Genomic DNA, 17,837 nt, shown 5'->3' on the forward strand with positions numbered 1-17,837 from the left:
CATCAGCTAGTTAATTGCTCTGATAAGTTTTCACCGATTACTGATAACTATGCCCCGATAATTGTTATTGTGCGATTACTTTAATTTCGATATCGGCACTCACTTCGGGATGGAGTTTGACTTGTACTTTATAGACTCCCAATTGACCGATATCGGGGACGGTAAGACCACGGCGATCGATTTCTAATTTAGCATTTTCTAGAATAACCGTAGCCACATCTTGACTGGTGACAGTACCGAAAATTGCCTCGTTTTCACCCACCTGTTTAGGGATGGTGTAGGGACTGAGTTTTTCGATCGCAGTTTTTCTGGTTTCCGCTTCTTGTTTTTCAGCGAGGAGACGTTGACGCTCTTTTTCTTTCCTAAATTCTGCCTGTTTAATCGCGCCCTTGGTGGCTAAAACGGCCACACCTTGGGGGATAAGGTAATTGCGCGCATAACCGGGGGCCACTTCCACCACATCGCCATTTTCACCTAATTTGCTGACTTTTTGATTGAGGATAACCTGCATTCGTTTCGCCATGATCTTGACCTAAAACAATAGTTCCAAAACCCCTATCATACCATGCAATCGTCAAGTGTTGATCACAAGTTAGTTATTGCCGGCGGCGATGATCTGGGTTAATAGGGGGCCGATTGCCTGAAAGGCCGAGGGTAAAACCGCTACGGTGGCGGCCGCGATAATAATTGTCGTGGCTAATCTCAGCACTTTCTCGGAGGCTTTTTCGTAGGTGTCAAATTTATAGTCGAGCTTGTCTAATCTTTGGTCTATTTCCTGAAAGCGTTGGTCTATTTCCTCAAAACGTTGGTCTATCGCTTCAAAACGTTGATTTACTGCTGTTTGGAAGCTTTTCAATTCGTTGAGAACATCGGTTAGGGTGGGTTCTTGAGTGGACATGGTGACACCTAGGGGAATTTGATCGCCTAGCACAATTATAACCTTAAGTCAAGCTTTTTTGATAAAAATTAACTTTTTTGTCGGTAATATTTTGACCTTGTTCAAGTGTTGGAGACAACCAGTATTTCTATTCTAATAAGGTCTCTTTAATTGTTGTTAAGACTTTGCTATCTTTGACCATCCAAGCATGAAGCAATACGGGAATCGAAATTTCTTTGCCCACCGATAAACGGGAACTATGGGCGGGAAATATCATTAAATCGTAGGGAGTCCAGATAATTGTGGTTTTAATTTTATTTAAAATTTGTTGACAATCTTGATTTAAATCCTCTAGAAATTGACTCCCCGGCTGCATTTGTCTAATCCCATCTAAGGGTAAACTATACGCGGTTAAAGTGCCTCGATTCGGGGCAGAAATATTTAGGTAACGTTGCACTCTTGCCACCCCTCCTAATCTTTGCAGGTAGTAGCGGGTAATTAATCCTCCCATACTAAACCCAATCAGATCTACTTTCTGCTCTTTAGCAAAGTTTTTCTCGATATAATTGTCCACCTGACCGGCTAAAACTTCTAACTTTTCGTAACCATGATTGGGAATTAGGTTAAAACTATGCACCTGCCAACCATGATAGTTTAAATACTCGCTCATCGGTTTAAAAACAGCCGTAGTGTCCAGAAAACCATGCACCAAAACAACGGGATTCATAGATGAGGTTTTATCCTTGAATTCTGAATCTATTCTAACAAATGATCGGGGTAATGAGCGAAAAATTTTTGGGGAGAGCCTATCTAAGTATCTAAGCACAATTAATTACACATCTAAGCCACTACTCCGTCAGACTTCTGCTGTGATCAGTAAACAGTGAACTGAAAACTCAAATCCGATCCCTAATAGCTGTATCCCTTATCCCGTATCCTGTCTCATGTCTCCTGACGACCGTCTCCTGTCTCCTGACGACCGTCTCCTGACGACCGTCTCGACTAGGAAATTAATTTTGCACGACTACTTACTAGGTACGGCTGCCGGCAACTTCTAAGGATTAGGGAAAAAACCAAAAAGTTTAGCGGCACCTCCTAAAATAGCGACCACCAATGCTATCAGAATCCCTCGATTGGTGAATTCCTGATAGGCAACCCTTGCAGTTAATCCATTGATTTTTTCGTCTAAAGCTTTAATATCTCCCTTGAGTTCGGCCTGTCCTATTTCTACTTTAGTTAACCGGTCTTCTATCTTGTCAAATCTCTCGTCAATACGGTTTTCCAGAGAGTCGATTTTCTCATCAATACGTTTTTCCAGAGAGTCGATTTTCTCGTCAATACGTTTTTCCAGAGAGTCGATTTTCTCGTCAAGGCGTTTTTCCAGAGAGTCGATTTTCCCCTCAATCCTTGTCAGGACAGCTTCTAGGGAATAAGTGACAGTTTCGTTAGACATTTTGAGCAACTCCAAAAGTCAAATCTTCAGGGGTAAATGCTGGAGGCTATATTTTACGGAAAAATCAGGGGTCTATAGGCGGACACGGATTCCCATTATAAGAAAATTATAAGTCAAGACTTGAGTTTTTGTCAAGCTTTTTTTTGACGGCAATCAATGGCAAGAATTTCGGGGAAGTATTTAGCCACCGATGCCTAACCGTCCCGCTAAACTAGGGCTTAAAGGAATCAGAGTCGCCAACATTAAAAAGAGTAGTAATAAACCCCAACCGGCGCGGGTGTCATCGGGTTCGGTTAACTCGTTTAAACTCGGTCTTTCCAACTCTCTTTGTAAAAAAGCGACTAAAATTGTCCAATAGAGAGGAATGGGATTACTGGGATTAACTAAGGAAATAATGCCCAAAATGACCAAAGTGGCCACAGTGGTGCGGCGGGCAATTTTGCGACCATAAATAGCCTGAACAATTCTGCCACCATCTAACTGTCCGGCGGGCAGTAAATTAAGGGCGGTAATCACCAATCCCAACCAACCGATAACAGTTAAAGGATGGACGGAGATAACGGCATTTTGTAACTCGTCGCCCAAAACTATCCGCGCTAAAGAACCCACTAAAATTGAACTTTGGAAAAAGGTACTAGGGATTTGAAAAAGGCTGGCCGAATTAGATAAAGTCAGTCCAACGATTAACAAGATTAAAGAAACCAAACCTCCCAAAGCAGGACCGGCGAAAGCTATATCAAATAGAACACTGCGGTTAGGTAATAAAGATTCAAAACGAGTAATCGCCCCAAAAGAACCAATCTGCCAAGTGGGAAGAAAATAGGGTAAACTGAGACGAACATTATGGCGTTTAGCGATAATTAGATGACCGATTTCGTGGGCAATTAATACCGACCATAAACCCAAACTCAGGGGAATCGCTTCTTGATACCTCTGCCAATTACTAAACAAATCAAAACCCAATAAAATTCCCGCCGCTTCTAAGCTGGTGACAATGGTGGCTACTAACAAAACTAAAGAGAGATTTTTTTGAGCAAGAGTGGCAGGACTAGGCTCGTTAGTTTTGGGAAGGATAATTACCACAGGTTTTTCCTCGGTTCCTTCCACCAGAAATAAACGATATTTATCGCCAAAATGATCGCTTAATTTCTGGTTTAAGCGAGAGTGAACGATATCTGGTTCTCCCCGTAAATTGCCTTTAAAAATTGCCCCTTCCTGAAAAGAGATAGTCTCGGTGGCAAAAAAAGTATCTATCCCAAAAATACTCTGAATAACTTTTAAATCCTCTTCGGGAATTGGAATCACATCCGGTACAATTGCTGTCACCGATGCCGGGATTTCTAGAGGAGTAACGGACTCGCTAACTGCCGGGTTAACTTTCGGTTCAATTATCTGATTGGTTTTCAGTAAGCGTAAACGGTTGCCCAAATAAATATAGATAATGGTGGAAGCAACCAGTAAAAAGAGAATTACCGCTAGATTGAGATAAATTCCCGCCGCAAATAGCCCGAAAAAAATTAACCAAGGAGCTATTAAGACCAAGGATTGTAACCAAGCTAAAATTCCCAGTTGGCCGTAGGGTTTAGCCCGATAAAAACTCCAAGTCAAGATAGCGCCAGCGACGAGGAAAATAACAGCGATCGCGGCAATTTCCGAAGAAATATTAACCATAGGAAAGTCAAAATCAATAGGTTTTTATCAATCAATTTGATTATAAGCTTGCAGGGCAGCCCGTAATTGACCCCGATGCTTTTGTAACAATTCTTGTCCTGCCGCCGCCGAAAGTCCCGTTTTCTGCATTAACAAAGCCAGTTTAACCCGGCGGCCACTTTTTTCCAGTAAAATTGCCGCTTCCTGGCGACTAACATCGGTAAGGTTGCAGATAATCCGCAGGGCGCGGTCATGGAGTTTATGATTAGTAACTGCCACATCGACCATCTGGTTGCCGTAAACCTTGCCTAACATTACCATTGTCCCTGTGGAGAGGATATTTAAAGCCATTTTCGTCACCGTTCCCGCTTTCAGCCGTGTGGAGCCGGCCAAAAGTTCCGGTCCGGTCAATAACCGGATATCCACATCCACCGCGATCTCCACTTGTTCGGCGGGGACACAACTAATGGCAATCGTTGTCGCACCGCGCTGTTTTGCCGCCTGTAAAGCCCCGTGAACGTAGGGGGTTGTCCCCCCGGCGGTAATCCCCACTACCACGTCTAATTCGTGAATTTCTCGCTGGGCAATAATCGTCGCCCCATCTTCCGCTTTATCCTCCAAATCTTCGGAACTACGCACCAGCGCCGCCGCTCCACCGGCAATAATTCCCTGTACCAATTCCGGGGGAGTGCAGAAGGTGGGAGGACATTCGGCCGCGTCCAAAACCCCCAGCCGGCCACTGGTTCCCGCCCCAATGTAAAAGAGTCTGCCACCTTTAGCCAGAGCTTGACCGGTCAGAGAGATCGCTAGGGCCAATTCTTGCCGGGCCATGGCGATCGCCTTCAGGGTTTGGGCATCCTCGCGATTGAAGATATCCACCAATTCGAGCGGGTTTAATTGGTCTAAATTTAGGCTGTTTGGGTTAATTTGTTCGGTTAACAGGTGTCCTCTGCTTTCCCACTGTTCCATAACGGTTTAATTGAGCTTTTCGTAAGATTATTTTCAGTATATAGCCAATCGGTGGGTAAAAAGCTTGACAATTGCCGCCCGAATATTAGATAATAGTAAATTGTGTCAATTCCTGCTCGGATCAGGTGAAGACATTAGCACAAAAGCTGGAATTTTTTTCAGCTACCTGTACGGCAAAACGAGCGCAGAAAATTTATGAGTTACGCAATTATTGAGACCGGTGGCAAACAGATTCGGGTAGAACCCGGTCGCTATTACGATATCGAACTTCTTCCCGTCGATGAACAAAGTACCCATACCATCGACAAAGTGCTATTAATCCATGATGAGGATGATATTAGCATCGGTCAGCCCTTTATCGAAGGGGCCACCGTGGCAGGGACTGTCATGCAACATCGTCGGGGCAAAAAAGTTATTGTCTATAAAATGCGCCCGAAAAAGAAAACCCGTAAAAAACGCGGTCATCGTCAAGAAATTACCCGTTTTATGATTGATTCAATCAATTATAACGGTAAAACCCTAGTCGCCACTGCTGCTACCTCCGGCGCTGAAGTTGTAGAAGATAGTAGCGATAAAGAAGAATAACTTTTAGAATCAAAAAAGCATTTGGAGAGAAATTATGGCTCATAAGAAAGGTACGGGTAGTACCCGCAACGGACGCGATTCTCGTTCCCAACGCCTAGGCGTTAAGCGCTACGGTGGTCAAGTGGTAAAAGCGGGAAATATTCTCATCCGTCAACGGGGTACTAAAGTTCACCCGGGTAAAAATGTTGGTCGTGGTGGCGATGATACTTTATTCGCTTTAATTGATGGTGTGGTCAAATTTGAATACAAGGATAAAAGTCGCCGTCAAGTTAGCGTTTATCCCGCTGAAGTTAGCGCTAGTTAATCCCATCAACCCTGATTAATTTTTTCCCTGTAACCTCCTAACTCATCCTAGGGGGTTTTTCAAATAATTTATGTCTGTTGACAGGGTAGATCGAGCGCTCATAGATTAAAATAGTCCGAAAGTGGCTCGGAAAAGATGGACTCACCATGATTTTTAAAATTGCCGATATCTTCAAAAATTTGCCCTGGTCTTTCGATTCTACTGCCGAATTACCCTGGTTAGATCGATCGCGAGCCGAAAAATCTCTGCAAAAAGCTCGTCAACAACGGCGAATTTCCGAACGAGAATATCAACTCCTTGACCATTGGCGAGAATTGGGTTATTGTGTTGTCAAAGATTTAATTCCCGCAACGGCGATCGATAATTTAGTAGCGGAATTAGCCAATTTATTTTTCCTAGAATCGGCTATTCCTGGATTAAGAATTGAAGGCATTCAAGCAGAAAATCTACCGGCGAGTTTAAGTCATGAACAGGTTTTAGCCCTAGATATGGAGCAAAGAAAAGCCTTAGTTAATTCTATTTGGCGACTCCATGCCTTTCATGAGATTTCCCCCGCTGCTCGAGCAATTTTTGACAATCAAAATCTGAGGGATTTAGTTAATTTAATTATCGGCAAATCCTGCGAACCGAGATATTCCATCAACTTCCTGCACGGTACAGAGCAAGGACTGCACGAGGATATGGCAGTTTTTTATGTTCATCCCGCTAATCATTTAGTCGGTGTTTGGATTGCATTAGAAGATATTTCCGCAGATGCTGGCCCGCTAATTTTTTATCCTAAATCTCATAAAAATATCAAAGTAACTGACTTTTTTCCAAACTATCCCGCCATCAATCTTAAAAATATTACTGCCGATAAAATTCCCCAATACCAAGATTATGTTAACCGGCGCGCTCAGAATTATGACTGTCAATCATTTACTGCTAAAAAAGGAGAAATTCTTCTCTGGCACGGAATGTTAATTCACGGTGGTGGGAAGATTAATAATGCCCTGCTAACCCGTAAATCGATGGTAATTCATTTTATTGCCGAGGGTGGCGATTACAATGATCGGGCTTTAGGTCCTTTTAATTGGTAAGATTAATTTACCAGTTCTTCTAAAAAGGAAAAAGAGAGCCAAACCAGTCCCACGGATGCCACCTATTCCTAGGCATAATACTCGTCGATGCGATGGCACTTTTGCCCGGGAAAAATCGGGGAAAAACGACGTTGGCTAAAACCGATCCGCAAGAAGACCGATCCCGAGTATTTCCAACCAGACTACAATATTTTTACCGGTTGAAATTCTTCGCCTTCGTCCAGTTGCCAAGCTTGTAAATCGATCGCTCGTCCTGAAACGACGGAGACAATTAAATAAGTATATCCTGACCAGGCTAATTGGCGATCAATTTCCGAGGGAATGGCGGCATGATCGGGGTGGGAATGATAGATACCGATAATTTCTAGCTGGTTTTCCCGCGCCGATTTTTGAGCTTGTAAAAGCACTTCTGGGGCAATACTAAAGCGTTTTCTCCTATTACCTGACCAGTTATTTTCTGTGGTTTGCACGGTGATAACTTGGGCTGCTGTTTCGGTAATTTTTCCCAAGAGTAACCCACAACATTCTTCGGGATAGGTGGATTCTGCGTGGGTGAAAATACGCTGGTAAATTTGGTCTGTAATCAGGATCATAAGGGAAAATTTTCAAAACCTATTGATGTTAGTTTGCTTTGGATATAGGGAACTTTAAAACTGGGTGTATCTCAATTTGGTCGAAATATCTATAGGACATTTTGTCCGTACGCGATGCGCCCCTACCATTGGCTCCATAATATTATTGTAGGGGCCAATTGCCTTCGCTCTCTTTTAATAACTTCTGCATCGCTGACTCAGAAATAACTTATTCTTGGCCAGTTCCAGCCAATGTTAAATTTATTAATAGACTCTTTAACTTATTGTCCCCTAACCTTTGCACTGAACTGATAAATGTCGCTCGATTTTCGCAATCTTAATACACTTTGGGGTTCTATTTTAGTCGAAACATTGGCCCGTTTGGGATTGAAGATAGGGGTGGTTTCTCCCGGATCGCGATCGACTCCTTTAACGGTAGCCTTGGCAAGACATCCCCAGATTGAAGCTATTCCCATCTTAGACGAGCGCTCGGCCGCCTTTTTTGCCCTAGGATTAGCCAAACAATTGTATCAACCGGTGGTTTTAGTCTGCACTTCCGGGACCGCCACGGCTAATTTTTATCCCGCAGTCATTGAAGCAAAAGAAAGTCATGTCCCTTTATTAATTCTAACCGCCGATCGCCCCCCAGAATTGCGTCATGCTCACGCCGGTCAGACTATCGATCAAGTCAAACTCTACGGTAATTATCCCAACTGGCAAGCGGAAATTAGCTGTCCTAGTGCCAATATCGAGCGTTTACGCTATCTCCGTCAAACTATCATCCACGCGTGGTTGCGCTGTCTCGATCCTGTCCCCGGAGTGGTGCATCTGAACTTACCATTTCGGGAGCCCCTCGCACCAACTCCCGATCTAGAAATTAACAATTTAGAAGCTAATTTTGACCAAGAAGCTTTTTTTAGCCATATATCTCGGCAAAATATCCCTATTAACCACTCAATTCTCCAAATTAATTCTTTACCCTCCAAAGGAATTATCATCGCGGGATTAGCTTCCCCGCAAAACCCTGAAAGTTACTGTCAGGCGATCGCTAATTTAGCCCGATCGCAACAATATCCCGTCTTAGCGGAAGCTTTATCTCCTCTGCGAAACTATGCAGGGTTAAATCCCCATCTCATCACCACCTATGATTTATTATTGCGGAATCCTGCCCTTAGGACCCAATTAACCCCCGATGTTGTCCTGCAAATTGGCGAATTACCCACCAGCAAAGAATTACGGACCTGGTTAGAAGAAATCGACTGTCCGCGCTGGATTATCGATCCCCATCCCGATAATTACGATCCTCTACAGGGAAAAACCGGACATCTCAGGGTAAATATCGAGCAATTAGGGGATTTATTCCCAGATCAAACCCATAATAACCGAGAATATCGGCAATTATGGCAAAAATTAGACCAGCAAGCCAGATTAACCATCGATCGCCTTTTGGCAGCAGAAACTAAACTGATTGAAGGGAAAATCCCCTGGCTGCTCTCCCAATACCTCCCCCCCCGCACCCCGATCTTTATCTCTAATAGTATGCCTGTTCGCTATGCCGAGTTTTTTAACCCGCCTAGCGATCGCCAAATTCGTCCCTATTTTAACCGCGGGGCCAATGGCATCGACGGCAACCTCTCCACTGCGATAGGAATAGCTTATAAAAATGTCCCCAGTCTGCTATTAACGGGAGATTTAGCCCTATTACACGACACAAATGGTTTTTTAATCAAAAAATATTTTGTTGGCTCCTTGACCATAATTTTAATCAATAACAAGGGGGGAGGCATTTTCCAGATGTTGCCGATCGCCAAATTTGACCCTCCCTTTGAAGAATTTTTTGCCACTCCCCAAAATATCGACTTTTGCCAACTCTGTCGCACCTACGGTATCGATTACCATTTAATCAGCGATTGGACTGATTTTAAGCAAAAAATCGCAGTTTTGCCGGAATCAGGGATAAGATTACTAGAAATATCCTGCGATCGAGCTTTTAATGCTCAATGGTTCCTCAGTAATTATGTGTAGGGTGTGGGGTGTGGGGTGTGGGGTGTGGGGTGTGGGGAAGTGGGGAAGTGGGGAAGTGGGGAGAATAAAGCTGCCTATTGCAAGAGTGCCTATCCTGATATGTAGCATATACTCAACGGATTTAGTATTAATTCCCTTTTTCGAGAAAGTCAATACAATGGGTGGAAAGCGAGTAAAAAGGGTCCGATGAATCGACAAAGACGGCAAAAATCAAGACAATTTTCTCTCCCTAGATATTCTATCTTTCCCCCGGAACAATGGCGATGGGGAGTGACTTCTTTGGTGATTAGCTTGGTCTTGTCCCTACTGATTTTAAAACTGAATAGCTCTAGTCTCTCCACTGCCACCATAAATATTTTTAATCCCTCCACTGTGGGGGAGAATTTAGCCGGTAAGAGTCTAGATGAGTTAGAAAAGCAGAAAATCGCCGAATTTTTGCAAATTGCCCCGCCAGAAACCGAATTAACCCTCGATCGCACTCCCTTGTTTATTCTCCACGATACAGCTTGGAGTATGACTGCGGGTAACATCGAAGAACAGAAAAAATATGCTCGCGGTCCGATGAAATTGGGTCCCAATGTTTACATTCCCCGCAAACCGAATTCCAGGGATAGAAATATTTTAGACTCGATCGCCCGGCCTTTTTTTGAACGTCACCGTCCCACTGCCACTTTTTATGAACAAGCGGCCGAAATGCTGCCCGCAGACACCAGAGATCAATTAGTGCGTCAACTGTGGCAACTTACCCCAGAAACTATCCGCGTCAAGGGTTTTGCACTTGCTTTAGCGGGTGTTCCTTTGAGTACGCGATCGGCCACTGAGTTAGAAAAAAGGGCGAGAATTTGGTTAAATACGCCTTCAGAAGCCGTTTTTAGGCGTTTAGTCAAAGAATATCCCACAAATTACTTTGATGGGGCAAAAAGCACCGCATTATGGGCAACAGAAGCGATTTGTCAGCAGCTATCTCACCCTAATTGCGATCGCTTGCGACCAATTTTTGCCGAAAGAAATCGTCGGGTTATCTCCAGCGTTAACATTGAACTGGTACAAGCACCGGGATCCCACTGTTTGACCAAAGGACGCTTGCAACCCCTCCCCGGTTACAGCGATTTTCAATACCAACAAACGGCGAAATATTATCTCCTCGCAGCCTTACAAACGGGACAATTACCGCAAATTGTCAGCCATTTTGCCGTGGATAGTTTTCTGATTAATCAAGGAAAATACCCCCATTGTGACCCCCGGGGTTTTGATCTACAACGTCTCTACAATCTCATCAGTGAAGCTTTGGGTTATGACCCCAGCACTGTTTATGGTATCGTTCCCCGTTACGGCACAAATATTCTAGCCGGTGATAATATTTGGTGGCATAATCGAGTTTTTGATGCGGCCAATTTACCCACAACTTTAAATTAGACCTTATCAGTTAGAACTGTCCACTTCTCCCAAAGCTTCTAGATAGGCGATCGCTGCTTCTAAAGGAGAATCGTAGCTATATGAAAACTCCTCAAACCAGCGTCCTTCCTCCGATTTAGCATCCAATTTATCTAACCATTGCTTCGCTTTTTTAGTTAAAGCTTCTCGCTTGCGCTGCTGTTTTAATGCCGCCGCTTTTTCTTTTTCCGCTGCCTCCTGTTGTTGCCTTTCTTGGTTTTCTAAGGCTAAAGCTTTTAAAAGCGCATCGGTAGAAGAATCGCCGGTATAATTAACCTTAAATTCGGCCGGGGAACGATCTTTTTCTTGGCGAGAAGAAGGGGACGGCATCGGTTTTTCCTGATCCCGTTTCTGGTATTCTGCCTTCATTTGTGCCAGTAAATCTTCTATTTCTCCCATAATGATCAAGTTAGAAAGTAAAAAGTTAAAAAGCGGGTTCCCTTATTTTTCCAAACGGACCACATACCATTGTAAATAACCCTCCTCACCCAGGTCTAACTCGCAGTAATTATCGCGCAGATAGAGAGCTTTTTCCTCAAAACTAGAGAATTTCGCCAATTGTCGGGGACAAATCTCTGGTTTTGCGGTGATTAAATCTTTTAACTTATCCCGCAACTGGTCGGGAGTCTGGAATTGTTCAGGTTGATCGGCCTCAAGGACAAGAAAATAGTCCCCTTGATACATAATAGAATCGGGCATCGCTGTTTGATAGTCTCAGTAGGAAAATTTTTTGGCTATCTTTATCACTTTATCGCCTCAAAGCTCGATCGACACCACCACTATGACAGACCATCTCACCAATCCCTTTCTCAGTCTCCCTTACGAAAGCGCCATGCAGGACTTGGGGGACCAATACTACGATCAAGTTGCGGCCGCGGATTTTCCCGGTCATATCCTTCGTTTTCGCAATGATGCTTTATTACCTTTGGTGGGAATTCAGCCAGAATTAACCTTAGATGAGCATTTTATCGAGGCTTTTGGTAAATTTCAATCCCTGACCCCCTTTTTGGCCCTGCGTTACCACGGTTATCAATTTGGCGAGTATAATCCTTTTTTGGGAGATGGTCGCGGTTTTCTCTACGGTCAAGTTAGGGGTATTGATGGCAAATTATACGATTTTGGTACGAAAGGATCGGGACGGACCCCCTATTCCCGTCATGCGGACGGTAGATTAACTCTCAAGGGTGGAGTTAGAGAAGTCTTAGCTGGGGAAGCTTTACGCGGTTTAGGGGTGAATACCTCTCGTTGTCTCAGTTTGGTGGAAACGGGAGAATCCCTCTGGCGTGGCGATGAACCTTCCCCGACGCGATCTTCGGTGATGATTCGAGTTAGTAATTCTCATATTCGTTTTGGGACTTTTGAGCGTTTATTTCATATTAAACGTAGCGATTTAATTAAAAGACTCCTCGATCATCTGATTATTTATTATTATCCTGAAATCGATCCCCAGGATAGCGATCGCTATTTAAAATTTTACGCCACTTTGAGCGAAAGAACCGCTAAATTAGCGGCCCAATGGATGGCCGCAGGTTTTTGTCATGGGGTTCTCAATACCGATAATATGTCAATTACCGGGGAAAGTTTCGATTATGGTCCCTACGCTTTTATTCCTTCCTATAACCCCCAATTTACGGCGGCCTATTTCGACTACGGCGGCCGTTATAGTTATGGCAATCAGCCTTTTATCTGTCGCTTAAATCTAGAGTTACTACAATCTCCCCTGGCCATGGTCGCCTCCTTGTTAGAGTTAGATATGGCTTTGGCTAACTATGACCAGCATTACAATTTTTATTATCAAAAAATGATGCTCAAAAAGTTAGGTTTTGAGGATATTTTTACTCCCGAATCCGCTTTACTGGTCAGCAAAACCGTGGAAGTTCTCCAAGAAACCGGCCTGGGTTATCACGACTTTTTCTATCAATTAAGTGAACAATTTAATTACGGTTGGCGAGAAAATAGTTCTCTAATTCTTGAAAATATGGATTTACCAAAAGCTGATTGGCAACGTTGGCGAGAGTTATATAGTTTGGTCTTAAATCAATTACCCTCAGATTCCCTGTCTCAAATTGGCGATACCTTAACGCATTATAATCCTAAAACCGCTTTACTTAGACCGCTAATCGAATCGGTTTGGGAGGCAATTACTTATCAAGATGATTGGCAACCTTTCCACGAATTAGTGATAAAATTACAGAATAAACAGTAATTAAGTAATAAGTAGTGGTGCAAAAGGTGGTTAAATATGCGTAATTAATTATCTCTAGCTACTTATTTAGGTCATTTCCTGAAATGCGTTGAACAAAAATTGACCAGACTTGGCGATCAATGTTTCCCTTCTAACCATTAAGAGTGTCAAAATAATAGTAAAATTTTGTGACAAAGTGCAGTCATATCTAAGAATCTTTGCTAGAATTCTGGAAGGATTCTTTGATCAGTCTCCTTAGAGGAGGCTGTTTGCAGTAAGCTCATTTGGTTAACACGCTTTTGGGTGTGATATAGGGAAAGTTAACCTATATCGTTACTCTAGAGAGTGTTGTGCAGAAAGTTGACCTATAATATGTAGTTAGCTAAAAAGAAAATGCCAGAATCCGACGGAGAAGCTGAGCGGATCGAATCCGCATACCAATATGCGGGAATCCCGCTTATGCCGGAGGTGATTCGAGATCTGATTCTTGAATTGTATGCAGGAAGGATCGTTCGTCGAAACGATATAGTCACGAAAATCCCTGAGGTTCATACAAAACGTGGTGGCGTTGAAGCGAATGCCGCGAACCTCGAAGCTTCGGTTAAGAAGGCACTTCAATACCTGAAAAGAGAAGGTCTCGCGACGAATCCAGGATATGGAATGTGGAAGATTCGATCCGCAGACGAGTCGGAAGTGGAACATGAACTATCTGCCGAGGATGAACCCAATGACTCCGCAGGTGTTGTGGCTTCAGCCGAACTTGAGTTCGGTTCGGGAGAATCAGCAATCTATCTTTACTATTTCAAAGTCTACCAAAGTCATCCAGACGCAAAGGAGGAAAACCGGTGGCCGTGCAAGATTGGCCGCACAGACCGGGATCCCCTCCGACGGATTCTTAGTCAGTCGACCACTGCCCTTCCAGAAGTTCCCCACATTGCATTGGTGATGTGGACGCCCTTTCCTTCGCATTGGGAAGCGGCACTGCATTCTATCCTACGCTTAAGAGGACGGTCGATCAAAACCGCTCCAGGGAACGAATGGTTTTCGACAAATCCGACCGAGGTTCTTGAATTGATCCGCATGATCGACCCTGAAGGCAACATCCCGATAATGAGCTAACAAATCGGCGCACACAGTGCGATCGCCGATCTTGTAGGGTGCGTTCCCTAATGCAAGTCCTACTGCTCCACCGATCGATTTTGGGGAACGCACCATGCCCATGGATTGAAGCTGTGAGTTTAAGTACGATGCCGCTCTGGTGGGACCAGTTGAGGAATGTTAGGGAAGATTCCCCATGTTTGGTTAAAATAGAGGGGCAAAAGTCGCCACAGGGTCAAGCCAATGACAGTTCGACAACCCCGCTACAGTAAAGAAGAATTTGCTCGACGTGGTAATGAGATTTATCAATCTCAGGTACGTCCCCAAGTCGAGGAGGGTAATCAGGGGAGAATTGTGGCAATTGACATTGAAACAGGGGCTTTTGAAGTAGCGGATGATTTGGTAGCCGCAGCGAAGCAACTTTCTGCACGAGTGCCTGATACTCAGACATGGTTTGTTCGCATTGGGCATTCAGCCGTCGATCACTTTGGCGCAAGGAGCCTGAGAACAAAGCCATGATGCAAGGTCGTGTAAATCAACGGTGTGAGGCGACGTTAGCGATCGCAGTCAGAAACAATGAAACAACGCAGATAGTAGATGCTGTAATTGATACAGGATTTTCGGGTTTTCTCACCTTGCCGTCTGACATAATTGCTAGGTTAGGGTTTATTTGGGAGGGTCGAGATCTTGCGACGTTAGGCGATGGGACTTTCTGCACGTTTGAAGTTTACATCGGGCTTGTGATCTGGGACGGGCAATATCGTGAGATTTACATCAACGAATCAGAGACGGTTCCGTTGATTGGGATGCAGCTATTACGAGGATACGATTTGCGAATTCAGGCAGTTGAGGGTGGTTTAGTTACGATCGAAGCGTTGAAGTAGAGTACGATGCTGAAGGCACTGAGTAGCAGTACGTCATTGTTGCAGCAACGTGGAAGCTAGAATATATTAAGCCCGATACGTTAGATGTTGTCTATGACTGAACGACTTGAGCAGGCGATCGCCCAATTAAAAACCTTGTCAACCGCTCAACAGGACGCGATCGCAACCCTAATTTTGGCAGAACTCGAAGAAGAGCAGCGATGGCATGACTCCTTTGCTCGCTCACCAAACTTGCTGGCTAAACTAGCAGCCGAAGCAATGGCAGAACATCGATCGGGTAAGACTCAAGAATTAGACCCAGAAACGTTGTGAAGTCTTGTACCACTGCTGGTTTTCGGGAGATGTTTGCAGATCTTCCAAAACCGATTCAAGAGCAGACCCGTAAAGCGTATCGGCAATTCAAAGAAGACCCAAGCTATCCCAGCTTGCGATTCAAGAAAGTCCATCCACAGCTGCCCATCTATTCTGCACGCATCAATAGGGATTATCGTGCTGTCGGTCAATTAGAGGATGATACGGTGATTTGGTTCTGGGTTGGTTCCCATGCAGAGTACGATATGCTGCTGGAGCAATTGTAGTGCGATGCCGAAGGCACTGCGTAGCAGTACGCCATCGCTGTAGGGTGCGTTCCCTAATCTGACTCCTACTGCTCCACCGCTCGATTTTTGGGAACGTACCATGCACATTGATTGAGGCTGTGAGTTTAAGTGCGGTCGCTGATCTTAATAAGCTACATTAACAATAATACTTAAAGAAAAGGCTTAAAGATGCTCAGTAACAAGGGCAAAAAAACAAGTCACCCCTGGTGTTTTTCCCCGACGATATTGCCTATTATAATTAATGAAACAGGTTTTCTTGCTAGATGGATTCGGTTTGGCAAGCCATGACCGATAAAGATGATTGGCAACCTTGCCAAGAATTAGTGATAAAATTACCAAATAAACCGTTATTTTTCCCCTAACCCTAATCCCTAATAAAATTATGATGCACGGTTTTATTCCCCCTCATCGTTATTTTCCCTATCTTACTTGGACCGATATAGATTCAATGCCAGATCAGGAAAATGTGGTAATTATTCAACCCATCGGTGCGATCGAACAACACGGACCCCATCTACCTATTGCCGTGGATGCTGCCATTAGTTTAGGGGTTTTAGGCAAAGCTTTCGAGAAGTTAGATGATAATATTCCTGCCTTTGCTTTACCCTGTCTCTACTACGGAAAATCTAACGAACATTGGTCTTTCCCCGGCACTATTACCCTCTCGGCAGCCACCTTATTAACCCTCATTCAAGAGATAGCTGAAAGTCTCTATCGTTCGGGTTTTCGCAAGTTAGTATTAATGAACTCCCACGGCGGACAACCCCAAGTTATGGAAATTGCCGCTAGGGATATTCATCAACAATATCCCGATTTTTTAGTATTTCCTTTTTTCACTTGGCGAGTTCCCCACAATGCGGCTGAATTATTCTCGGAATATGAATTAGAATACGGTATTCATGCAGGAGATGTGGAAACTAGCATTATGTTATCATTACTGCCAGAACAGGTAAAAATTGAGCGGGCCGTCCGAGAATATCCCCAAGGTTTGCCAGAAAATAGTTTGTTAACTATGGAAGGAAAATTACCCTTTGCTTGGTTAACTAAGGAGTTGACTAAAAGTGGAGTGATGGGAGATGCTACTAATGCAAGTAAAGCAAAAGGCGATCGATTATTAGAATCCGTTGCTAATGGTTGGGTACAGGCGATCTCTGATGTTTATCAATTCCGTCAACCGAAGTTATAGCAAATTGAACATTCCGACACCAAAAATTAATTTTTCTCAAGCAATATCCCGAACCTGTTGATAGCAGTTATCTTAATGATCAGGTACGAAGTTTTCGTTTTCGGGAGTCGGTCTTCGATACCAAATTAGGTTACACTTCATCTTTATGAGAAACACTGTAACACACAGAAATTAGCTGTTTCAGTCCACTAAGGCTGCTGACTTAGAAACAATTGCGTTAGAATTAAAGAAATATTACAAGTGATTGACAAAAATGAGTAAGCCTGATATAGAAGCCATTGCCCTCCAGTTAGAAAGCAGCAACTCCAAAGATCGTCTGCTGGCCTTGGCATCCCTGCGAGAAGTGGCCCCAGAAGAGGCTGTACCCTTGATCAAAAAAGTCCTTTATGATGAAATGCTGCCAGTGCGATCGATGGCTGTCTTTGCTTTGGGAGTCAAACAAACCGAGGAATGCTTTCCTATCCTCGTGGATTTGTTAGCCAATGATGCCGATTATGGCATTCGCGCCGATGCTGCGGGGGCCTTAGGTTATTTAGAAGATATTCGCGCTTTTGAACCCCTACAACGAGCTTTTTACGAAGATACGCAATGGTTAGTCCGCTTCAGTGCTGCCGTCGCTTTGGGCAATTTACGCGATATTCGGGCTAAACAGGTGTTATTATCGGCTCTCGATAGTAACGAAGCGGTTATTCAACAGGCCGCTATTGCCGCTCTTGGGGAAATCAAAGCAGTGGAAACCGTCGAGAAGCTTTTAACTTTTGTTAACTCCGATGACTGGTTAATCCGGCAGCGATTAGCGGAAGCTTTAGGCCAGCTTCCGGCGGAAAAAACGATCGCAGCCTTAAAATTTTTGGTCAAAGACGAACACCCGCAAGTGCGCGAAGCAGCCCGTTTATCCTTGCAAAAATTGGCCAACGTCTAGGGATAGGATAGAATA

General features: G+C 44.0%; 23 protein-coding genes. 13 read left to right on the top strand and 10 right to left on the bottom strand.

The features are described from left to right. Positions 1-64 precede the first annotated feature (64 nt). From rplI to murQ, 6 genes are all read right to left on the bottom strand, one after another. A complete protein-coding gene (gene rplI / locus RAM70_RS11015; RefSeq protein ID WP_045358414.1) occupies positions 65-523 on the bottom strand; it encodes a 50S ribosomal protein L9 in 459 nt (152 codons plus the stop codon). Between the two features lie 69 nt (positions 524-592). Beyond that, a complete protein-coding gene (locus RAM70_RS11020) occupies positions 593-931 on the bottom strand; it encodes a ssr2422 family thylakoid membrane protein (RefSeq protein ID WP_045358413.1) in 339 nt (112 codons plus the stop codon). A 94-nt stretch (positions 932-1,025) separates the two neighbouring features. Further along, positions 1,026-1,604, bottom strand: coding sequence for an esterase/lipase family protein (locus tag RAM70_RS11025; protein ID WP_002800639.1), 579 nt, complete (start codon positions 1,602-1,604; stop codon positions 1,026-1,028). A gap of 327 nt (positions 1,605-1,931) precedes the next feature. Further along, positions 1,932-2,330 (bottom strand): DUF4164 domain-containing protein, encoded by a 399-nt coding sequence (locus tag RAM70_RS11030; RefSeq protein WP_002800640.1) that lies wholly within the window; start codon positions 2,328-2,330, stop codon positions 1,932-1,934. Between the two features lie 180 nt (positions 2,331-2,510). Then, entirely contained in the window at positions 2,511-4,001 is a 1,491-nt protein-coding gene (locus RAM70_RS11035; RefSeq protein WP_312673736.1) for a site-2 protease family protein, read from the bottom strand. Positions 4,002-4,028: 27 nt separating this feature from the next. Beyond that, the gene (gene murQ / locus RAM70_RS11040) at positions 4,029-4,949 is read right to left on the bottom strand and encodes an N-acetylmuramic acid 6-phosphate etherase (protein ID WP_045358410.1); all 921 of its coding nucleotides are present in this window, start codon (positions 4,947-4,949) and stop codon (positions 4,029-4,031) included. Positions 4,950-5,144: 195 nt separating this feature from the next. On the opposite strand from murQ, the gene rplU reads away from it, so the two are divergent. The 3 genes from rplU to RAM70_RS11055 all read left to right on the top strand — a co-directional run bounded on the left by rplU (position 5,145) and on the right by RAM70_RS11055 (position 6,917). Beyond that, positions 5,145-5,534, top strand: a complete 390-nt coding sequence (rplU, locus tag RAM70_RS11045) for a 50S ribosomal protein L21 (RefSeq protein WP_312673739.1) — start codon at positions 5,145-5,147, stop codon at positions 5,532-5,534. A 34-nt stretch (positions 5,535-5,568) separates the two neighbouring features. Next, a complete protein-coding gene (rpmA, locus tag RAM70_RS11050) occupies positions 5,569-5,838 on the top strand; it encodes a 50S ribosomal protein L27 (protein ID WP_002744094.1) in 270 nt (89 codons plus the stop codon). Positions 5,839-5,984: 146 nt separating this feature from the next. Further along, entirely contained in the window at positions 5,985-6,917 is a 933-nt protein-coding gene (locus tag RAM70_RS11055; protein ID WP_312673741.1) for a phytanoyl-CoA dioxygenase family protein, read from the top strand. A 182-nt stretch (positions 6,918-7,099) separates the two neighbouring features. On the opposite strand, the gene RAM70_RS11060 is transcribed toward RAM70_RS11055, so the two are convergent. Further along, the gene (locus tag RAM70_RS11060; RefSeq protein WP_312673743.1) at positions 7,100-7,510 is read right to left on the bottom strand and encodes a M67 family metallopeptidase; all 411 of its coding nucleotides are present in this window, start codon (positions 7,508-7,510) and stop codon (positions 7,100-7,102) included. Positions 7,511-7,804: 294 nt separating this feature from the next. Here RAM70_RS11060 and menD point away from each other — a divergent pair, with 294 nt between their 5' ends. Next, positions 7,805-9,514, top strand: a complete 1,710-nt coding sequence (menD, locus tag RAM70_RS11065; RefSeq protein ID WP_312673745.1) for a 2-succinyl-5-enolpyruvyl-6-hydroxy-3-cyclohexene-1-carboxylic-acid synthase — start codon at positions 7,805-7,807, stop codon at positions 9,512-9,514. A 186-nt stretch (positions 9,515-9,700) separates the two neighbouring features. After that, positions 9,701-10,930 (top strand): hypothetical protein, encoded by a 1,230-nt coding sequence (locus RAM70_RS11070; protein WP_312673747.1) that lies wholly within the window; start codon positions 9,701-9,703, stop codon positions 10,928-10,930. A gap of 6 nt (positions 10,931-10,936) precedes the next feature. Here RAM70_RS11070 and RAM70_RS11075 read toward each other — a convergent pair whose 3' ends face one another. Then, positions 10,937-11,347 carry a salt stress protein, Slr1339 family gene (locus RAM70_RS11075; RefSeq protein WP_045358404.1) on the bottom strand — a complete coding sequence of 137 codons (411 nt, stop codon included), beginning with the start codon at positions 11,345-11,347 and terminating at the stop codon, positions 10,937-10,939. 42 nt (positions 11,348-11,389) lie between these two features. Continuing rightward, entirely contained in the window at positions 11,390-11,647 is a 258-nt protein-coding gene (locus tag RAM70_RS11080) for a CRR7 family NDH-1 assembly protein (protein WP_045358403.1), read from the bottom strand. Positions 11,648-11,729: 82 nt separating this feature from the next. Between RAM70_RS11080 and RAM70_RS11085 the strand changes: the two genes are divergently transcribed. From RAM70_RS11085 to RAM70_RS11110, 6 genes are all read left to right on the top strand, one after another. Further along, a complete protein-coding gene (locus RAM70_RS11085) occupies positions 11,730-13,154 on the top strand; it encodes a protein adenylyltransferase SelO (RefSeq protein WP_502572681.1) in 1,425 nt (474 codons plus the stop codon). 372 nt (positions 13,155-13,526) lie between these two features. Beyond that, a complete protein-coding gene (locus tag RAM70_RS11090; protein ID WP_271950526.1) occupies positions 13,527-14,252 on the top strand; it encodes a GIY-YIG nuclease family protein in 726 nt (241 codons plus the stop codon). 222 nt (positions 14,253-14,474) lie between these two features. Further along, a complete protein-coding gene (locus RAM70_RS11095) occupies positions 14,475-14,750 on the top strand; it encodes a hypothetical protein (RefSeq protein ID WP_045358400.1) in 276 nt (91 codons plus the stop codon). Next, a complete protein-coding gene (locus tag RAM70_RS11100) occupies positions 14,747-15,115 on the top strand; it encodes an aspartyl protease (protein WP_045358399.1) in 369 nt (122 codons plus the stop codon). The genes RAM70_RS11095 and RAM70_RS11100 overlap by 4 nt, the downstream gene beginning before the upstream one ends. A 93-nt stretch (positions 15,116-15,208) precedes the next feature. Then, positions 15,209-15,427 (top strand): hypothetical protein, encoded by a 219-nt coding sequence (locus tag RAM70_RS11105; RefSeq protein ID WP_045358398.1) that lies wholly within the window; start codon positions 15,209-15,211, stop codon positions 15,425-15,427. After that, complete coding sequence (locus RAM70_RS11110) at positions 15,424-15,693, top strand: type II toxin-antitoxin system RelE family toxin (RefSeq protein ID WP_045358397.1); 270 nt, start codon at positions 15,424-15,426, stop codon at positions 15,691-15,693. Before RAM70_RS11105 ends, RAM70_RS11110 begins: the two co-directional genes overlap by 4 nt. On the opposite strand, the gene RAM70_RS11115 is transcribed toward RAM70_RS11110, so the two are convergent. After that, positions 15,619-15,801, bottom strand: coding sequence for a hypothetical protein (locus tag RAM70_RS11115; protein WP_072024798.1), 183 nt, complete (start codon positions 15,799-15,801; stop codon positions 15,619-15,621). The two genes, RAM70_RS11110 and RAM70_RS11115, sit on opposite strands and share 75 nt — an antisense overlap. A gap of 295 nt (positions 15,802-16,096) precedes the next feature. Here RAM70_RS11115 and RAM70_RS11120 point away from each other — a divergent pair, with 295 nt between their 5' ends. Continuing rightward, on the top strand, positions 16,097-16,900 hold the full coding sequence (locus RAM70_RS11120; protein ID WP_045358395.1) for a creatininase family protein: 804 nt from the start codon (positions 16,097-16,099) through the stop codon (positions 16,898-16,900). Positions 16,901-17,153: 253 nt separating this feature from the next. Next, positions 17,154-17,822, top strand: coding sequence for a HEAT repeat domain-containing protein (locus RAM70_RS11125; RefSeq protein ID WP_312673762.1), 669 nt, complete (start codon positions 17,154-17,156; stop codon positions 17,820-17,822). The last annotated feature ends 15 nt before the right edge of the window (positions 17,823-17,837 follow it).

Origin of the sequence: Microcystis wesenbergii NRERC-220 (assembly GCF_032027425.1) — a bacterium.
Lineage (GTDB): Bacteria > Cyanobacteriota > Cyanobacteriia > Cyanobacteriales > Microcystaceae > Microcystis > Microcystis wesenbergii_A.

Bases quoted from the DNA above. Each gene is read 5' to 3' on its own strand.
- rplI (WP_045358414.1), bottom strand. From the start codon at position 523: ATGGCGAAACGAATGCAGGTTATCCTCAATCAAAAAGTCAGCAAATTA.
- RAM70_RS11025 (WP_002800639.1), bottom strand. From the start codon at position 1,604: ATGAATCCCGTTGTTTTGGTGCATGGTTTTCTGGACACTACGGCTGTT.
- RAM70_RS11030 (WP_002800640.1), bottom strand. From the start codon at position 2,330: ATGTCTAACGAAACTGTCACTTATTCCCTAGAAGCTGTCCTGACAAGG.
- RAM70_RS11035 (WP_312673736.1), bottom strand. From the start codon at position 4,001: ATGGTTAATATTTCTTCGGAAATTGCCGCGATCGCTGTTATTTTCCTC.
- murQ (WP_045358410.1), bottom strand. From the start codon at position 4,949: ATGGAACAGTGGGAAAGCAGAGGACACCTGTTAACCGAACAAATTAAC.
- rplU (WP_312673739.1), top strand. From the start codon at position 5,145: ATGAGTTACGCAATTATTGAGACCGGTGGCAAACAGATTCGGGTAGAA.
- rpmA (WP_002744094.1), top strand. From the start codon at position 5,569: ATGGCTCATAAGAAAGGTACGGGTAGTACCCGCAACGGACGCGATTCT.
- RAM70_RS11055 (WP_312673741.1), top strand. From the start codon at position 5,985: ATGATTTTTAAAATTGCCGATATCTTCAAAAATTTGCCCTGGTCTTTC.
- RAM70_RS11060 (WP_312673743.1), bottom strand. From the start codon at position 7,510: ATGATCCTGATTACAGACCAAATTTACCAGCGTATTTTCACCCACGCA.
- menD (WP_312673745.1), top strand. From the start codon at position 7,805: ATGTCGCTCGATTTTCGCAATCTTAATACACTTTGGGGTTCTATTTTA.
- RAM70_RS11070 (WP_312673747.1), top strand. From the start codon at position 9,701: ATGAATCGACAAAGACGGCAAAAATCAAGACAATTTTCTCTCCCTAGA.
- RAM70_RS11075 (WP_045358404.1), bottom strand. From the start codon at position 11,347: ATGGGAGAAATAGAAGATTTACTGGCACAAATGAAGGCAGAATACCAG.
- RAM70_RS11080 (WP_045358403.1), bottom strand. From the start codon at position 11,647: ATGCCCGATTCTATTATGTATCAAGGGGACTATTTTCTTGTCCTTGAG.
- RAM70_RS11085 (WP_502572681.1), top strand. From the start codon at position 11,730: ATGACAGACCATCTCACCAATCCCTTTCTCAGTCTCCCTTACGAAAGC.
- RAM70_RS11090 (WP_271950526.1), top strand. From the start codon at position 13,527: ATGCCAGAATCCGACGGAGAAGCTGAGCGGATCGAATCCGCATACCAA.
- RAM70_RS11095 (WP_045358400.1), top strand. From the start codon at position 14,475: ATGACAGTTCGACAACCCCGCTACAGTAAAGAAGAATTTGCTCGACGT.
- RAM70_RS11100 (WP_045358399.1), top strand. From the start codon at position 14,747: ATGATGCAAGGTCGTGTAAATCAACGGTGTGAGGCGACGTTAGCGATC.
- RAM70_RS11105 (WP_045358398.1), top strand. From the start codon at position 15,209: ATGACTGAACGACTTGAGCAGGCGATCGCCCAATTAAAAACCTTGTCA.
- RAM70_RS11115 (WP_072024798.1), bottom strand. From the start codon at position 15,801: ATGTGCATGGTACGTTCCCAAAAATCGAGCGGTGGAGCAGTAGGAGTC.
- RAM70_RS11120 (WP_045358395.1), top strand. From the start codon at position 16,097: ATGATGCACGGTTTTATTCCCCCTCATCGTTATTTTCCCTATCTTACT.
- RAM70_RS11125 (WP_312673762.1), top strand. From the start codon at position 17,154: ATGAGTAAGCCTGATATAGAAGCCATTGCCCTCCAGTTAGAAAGCAGC.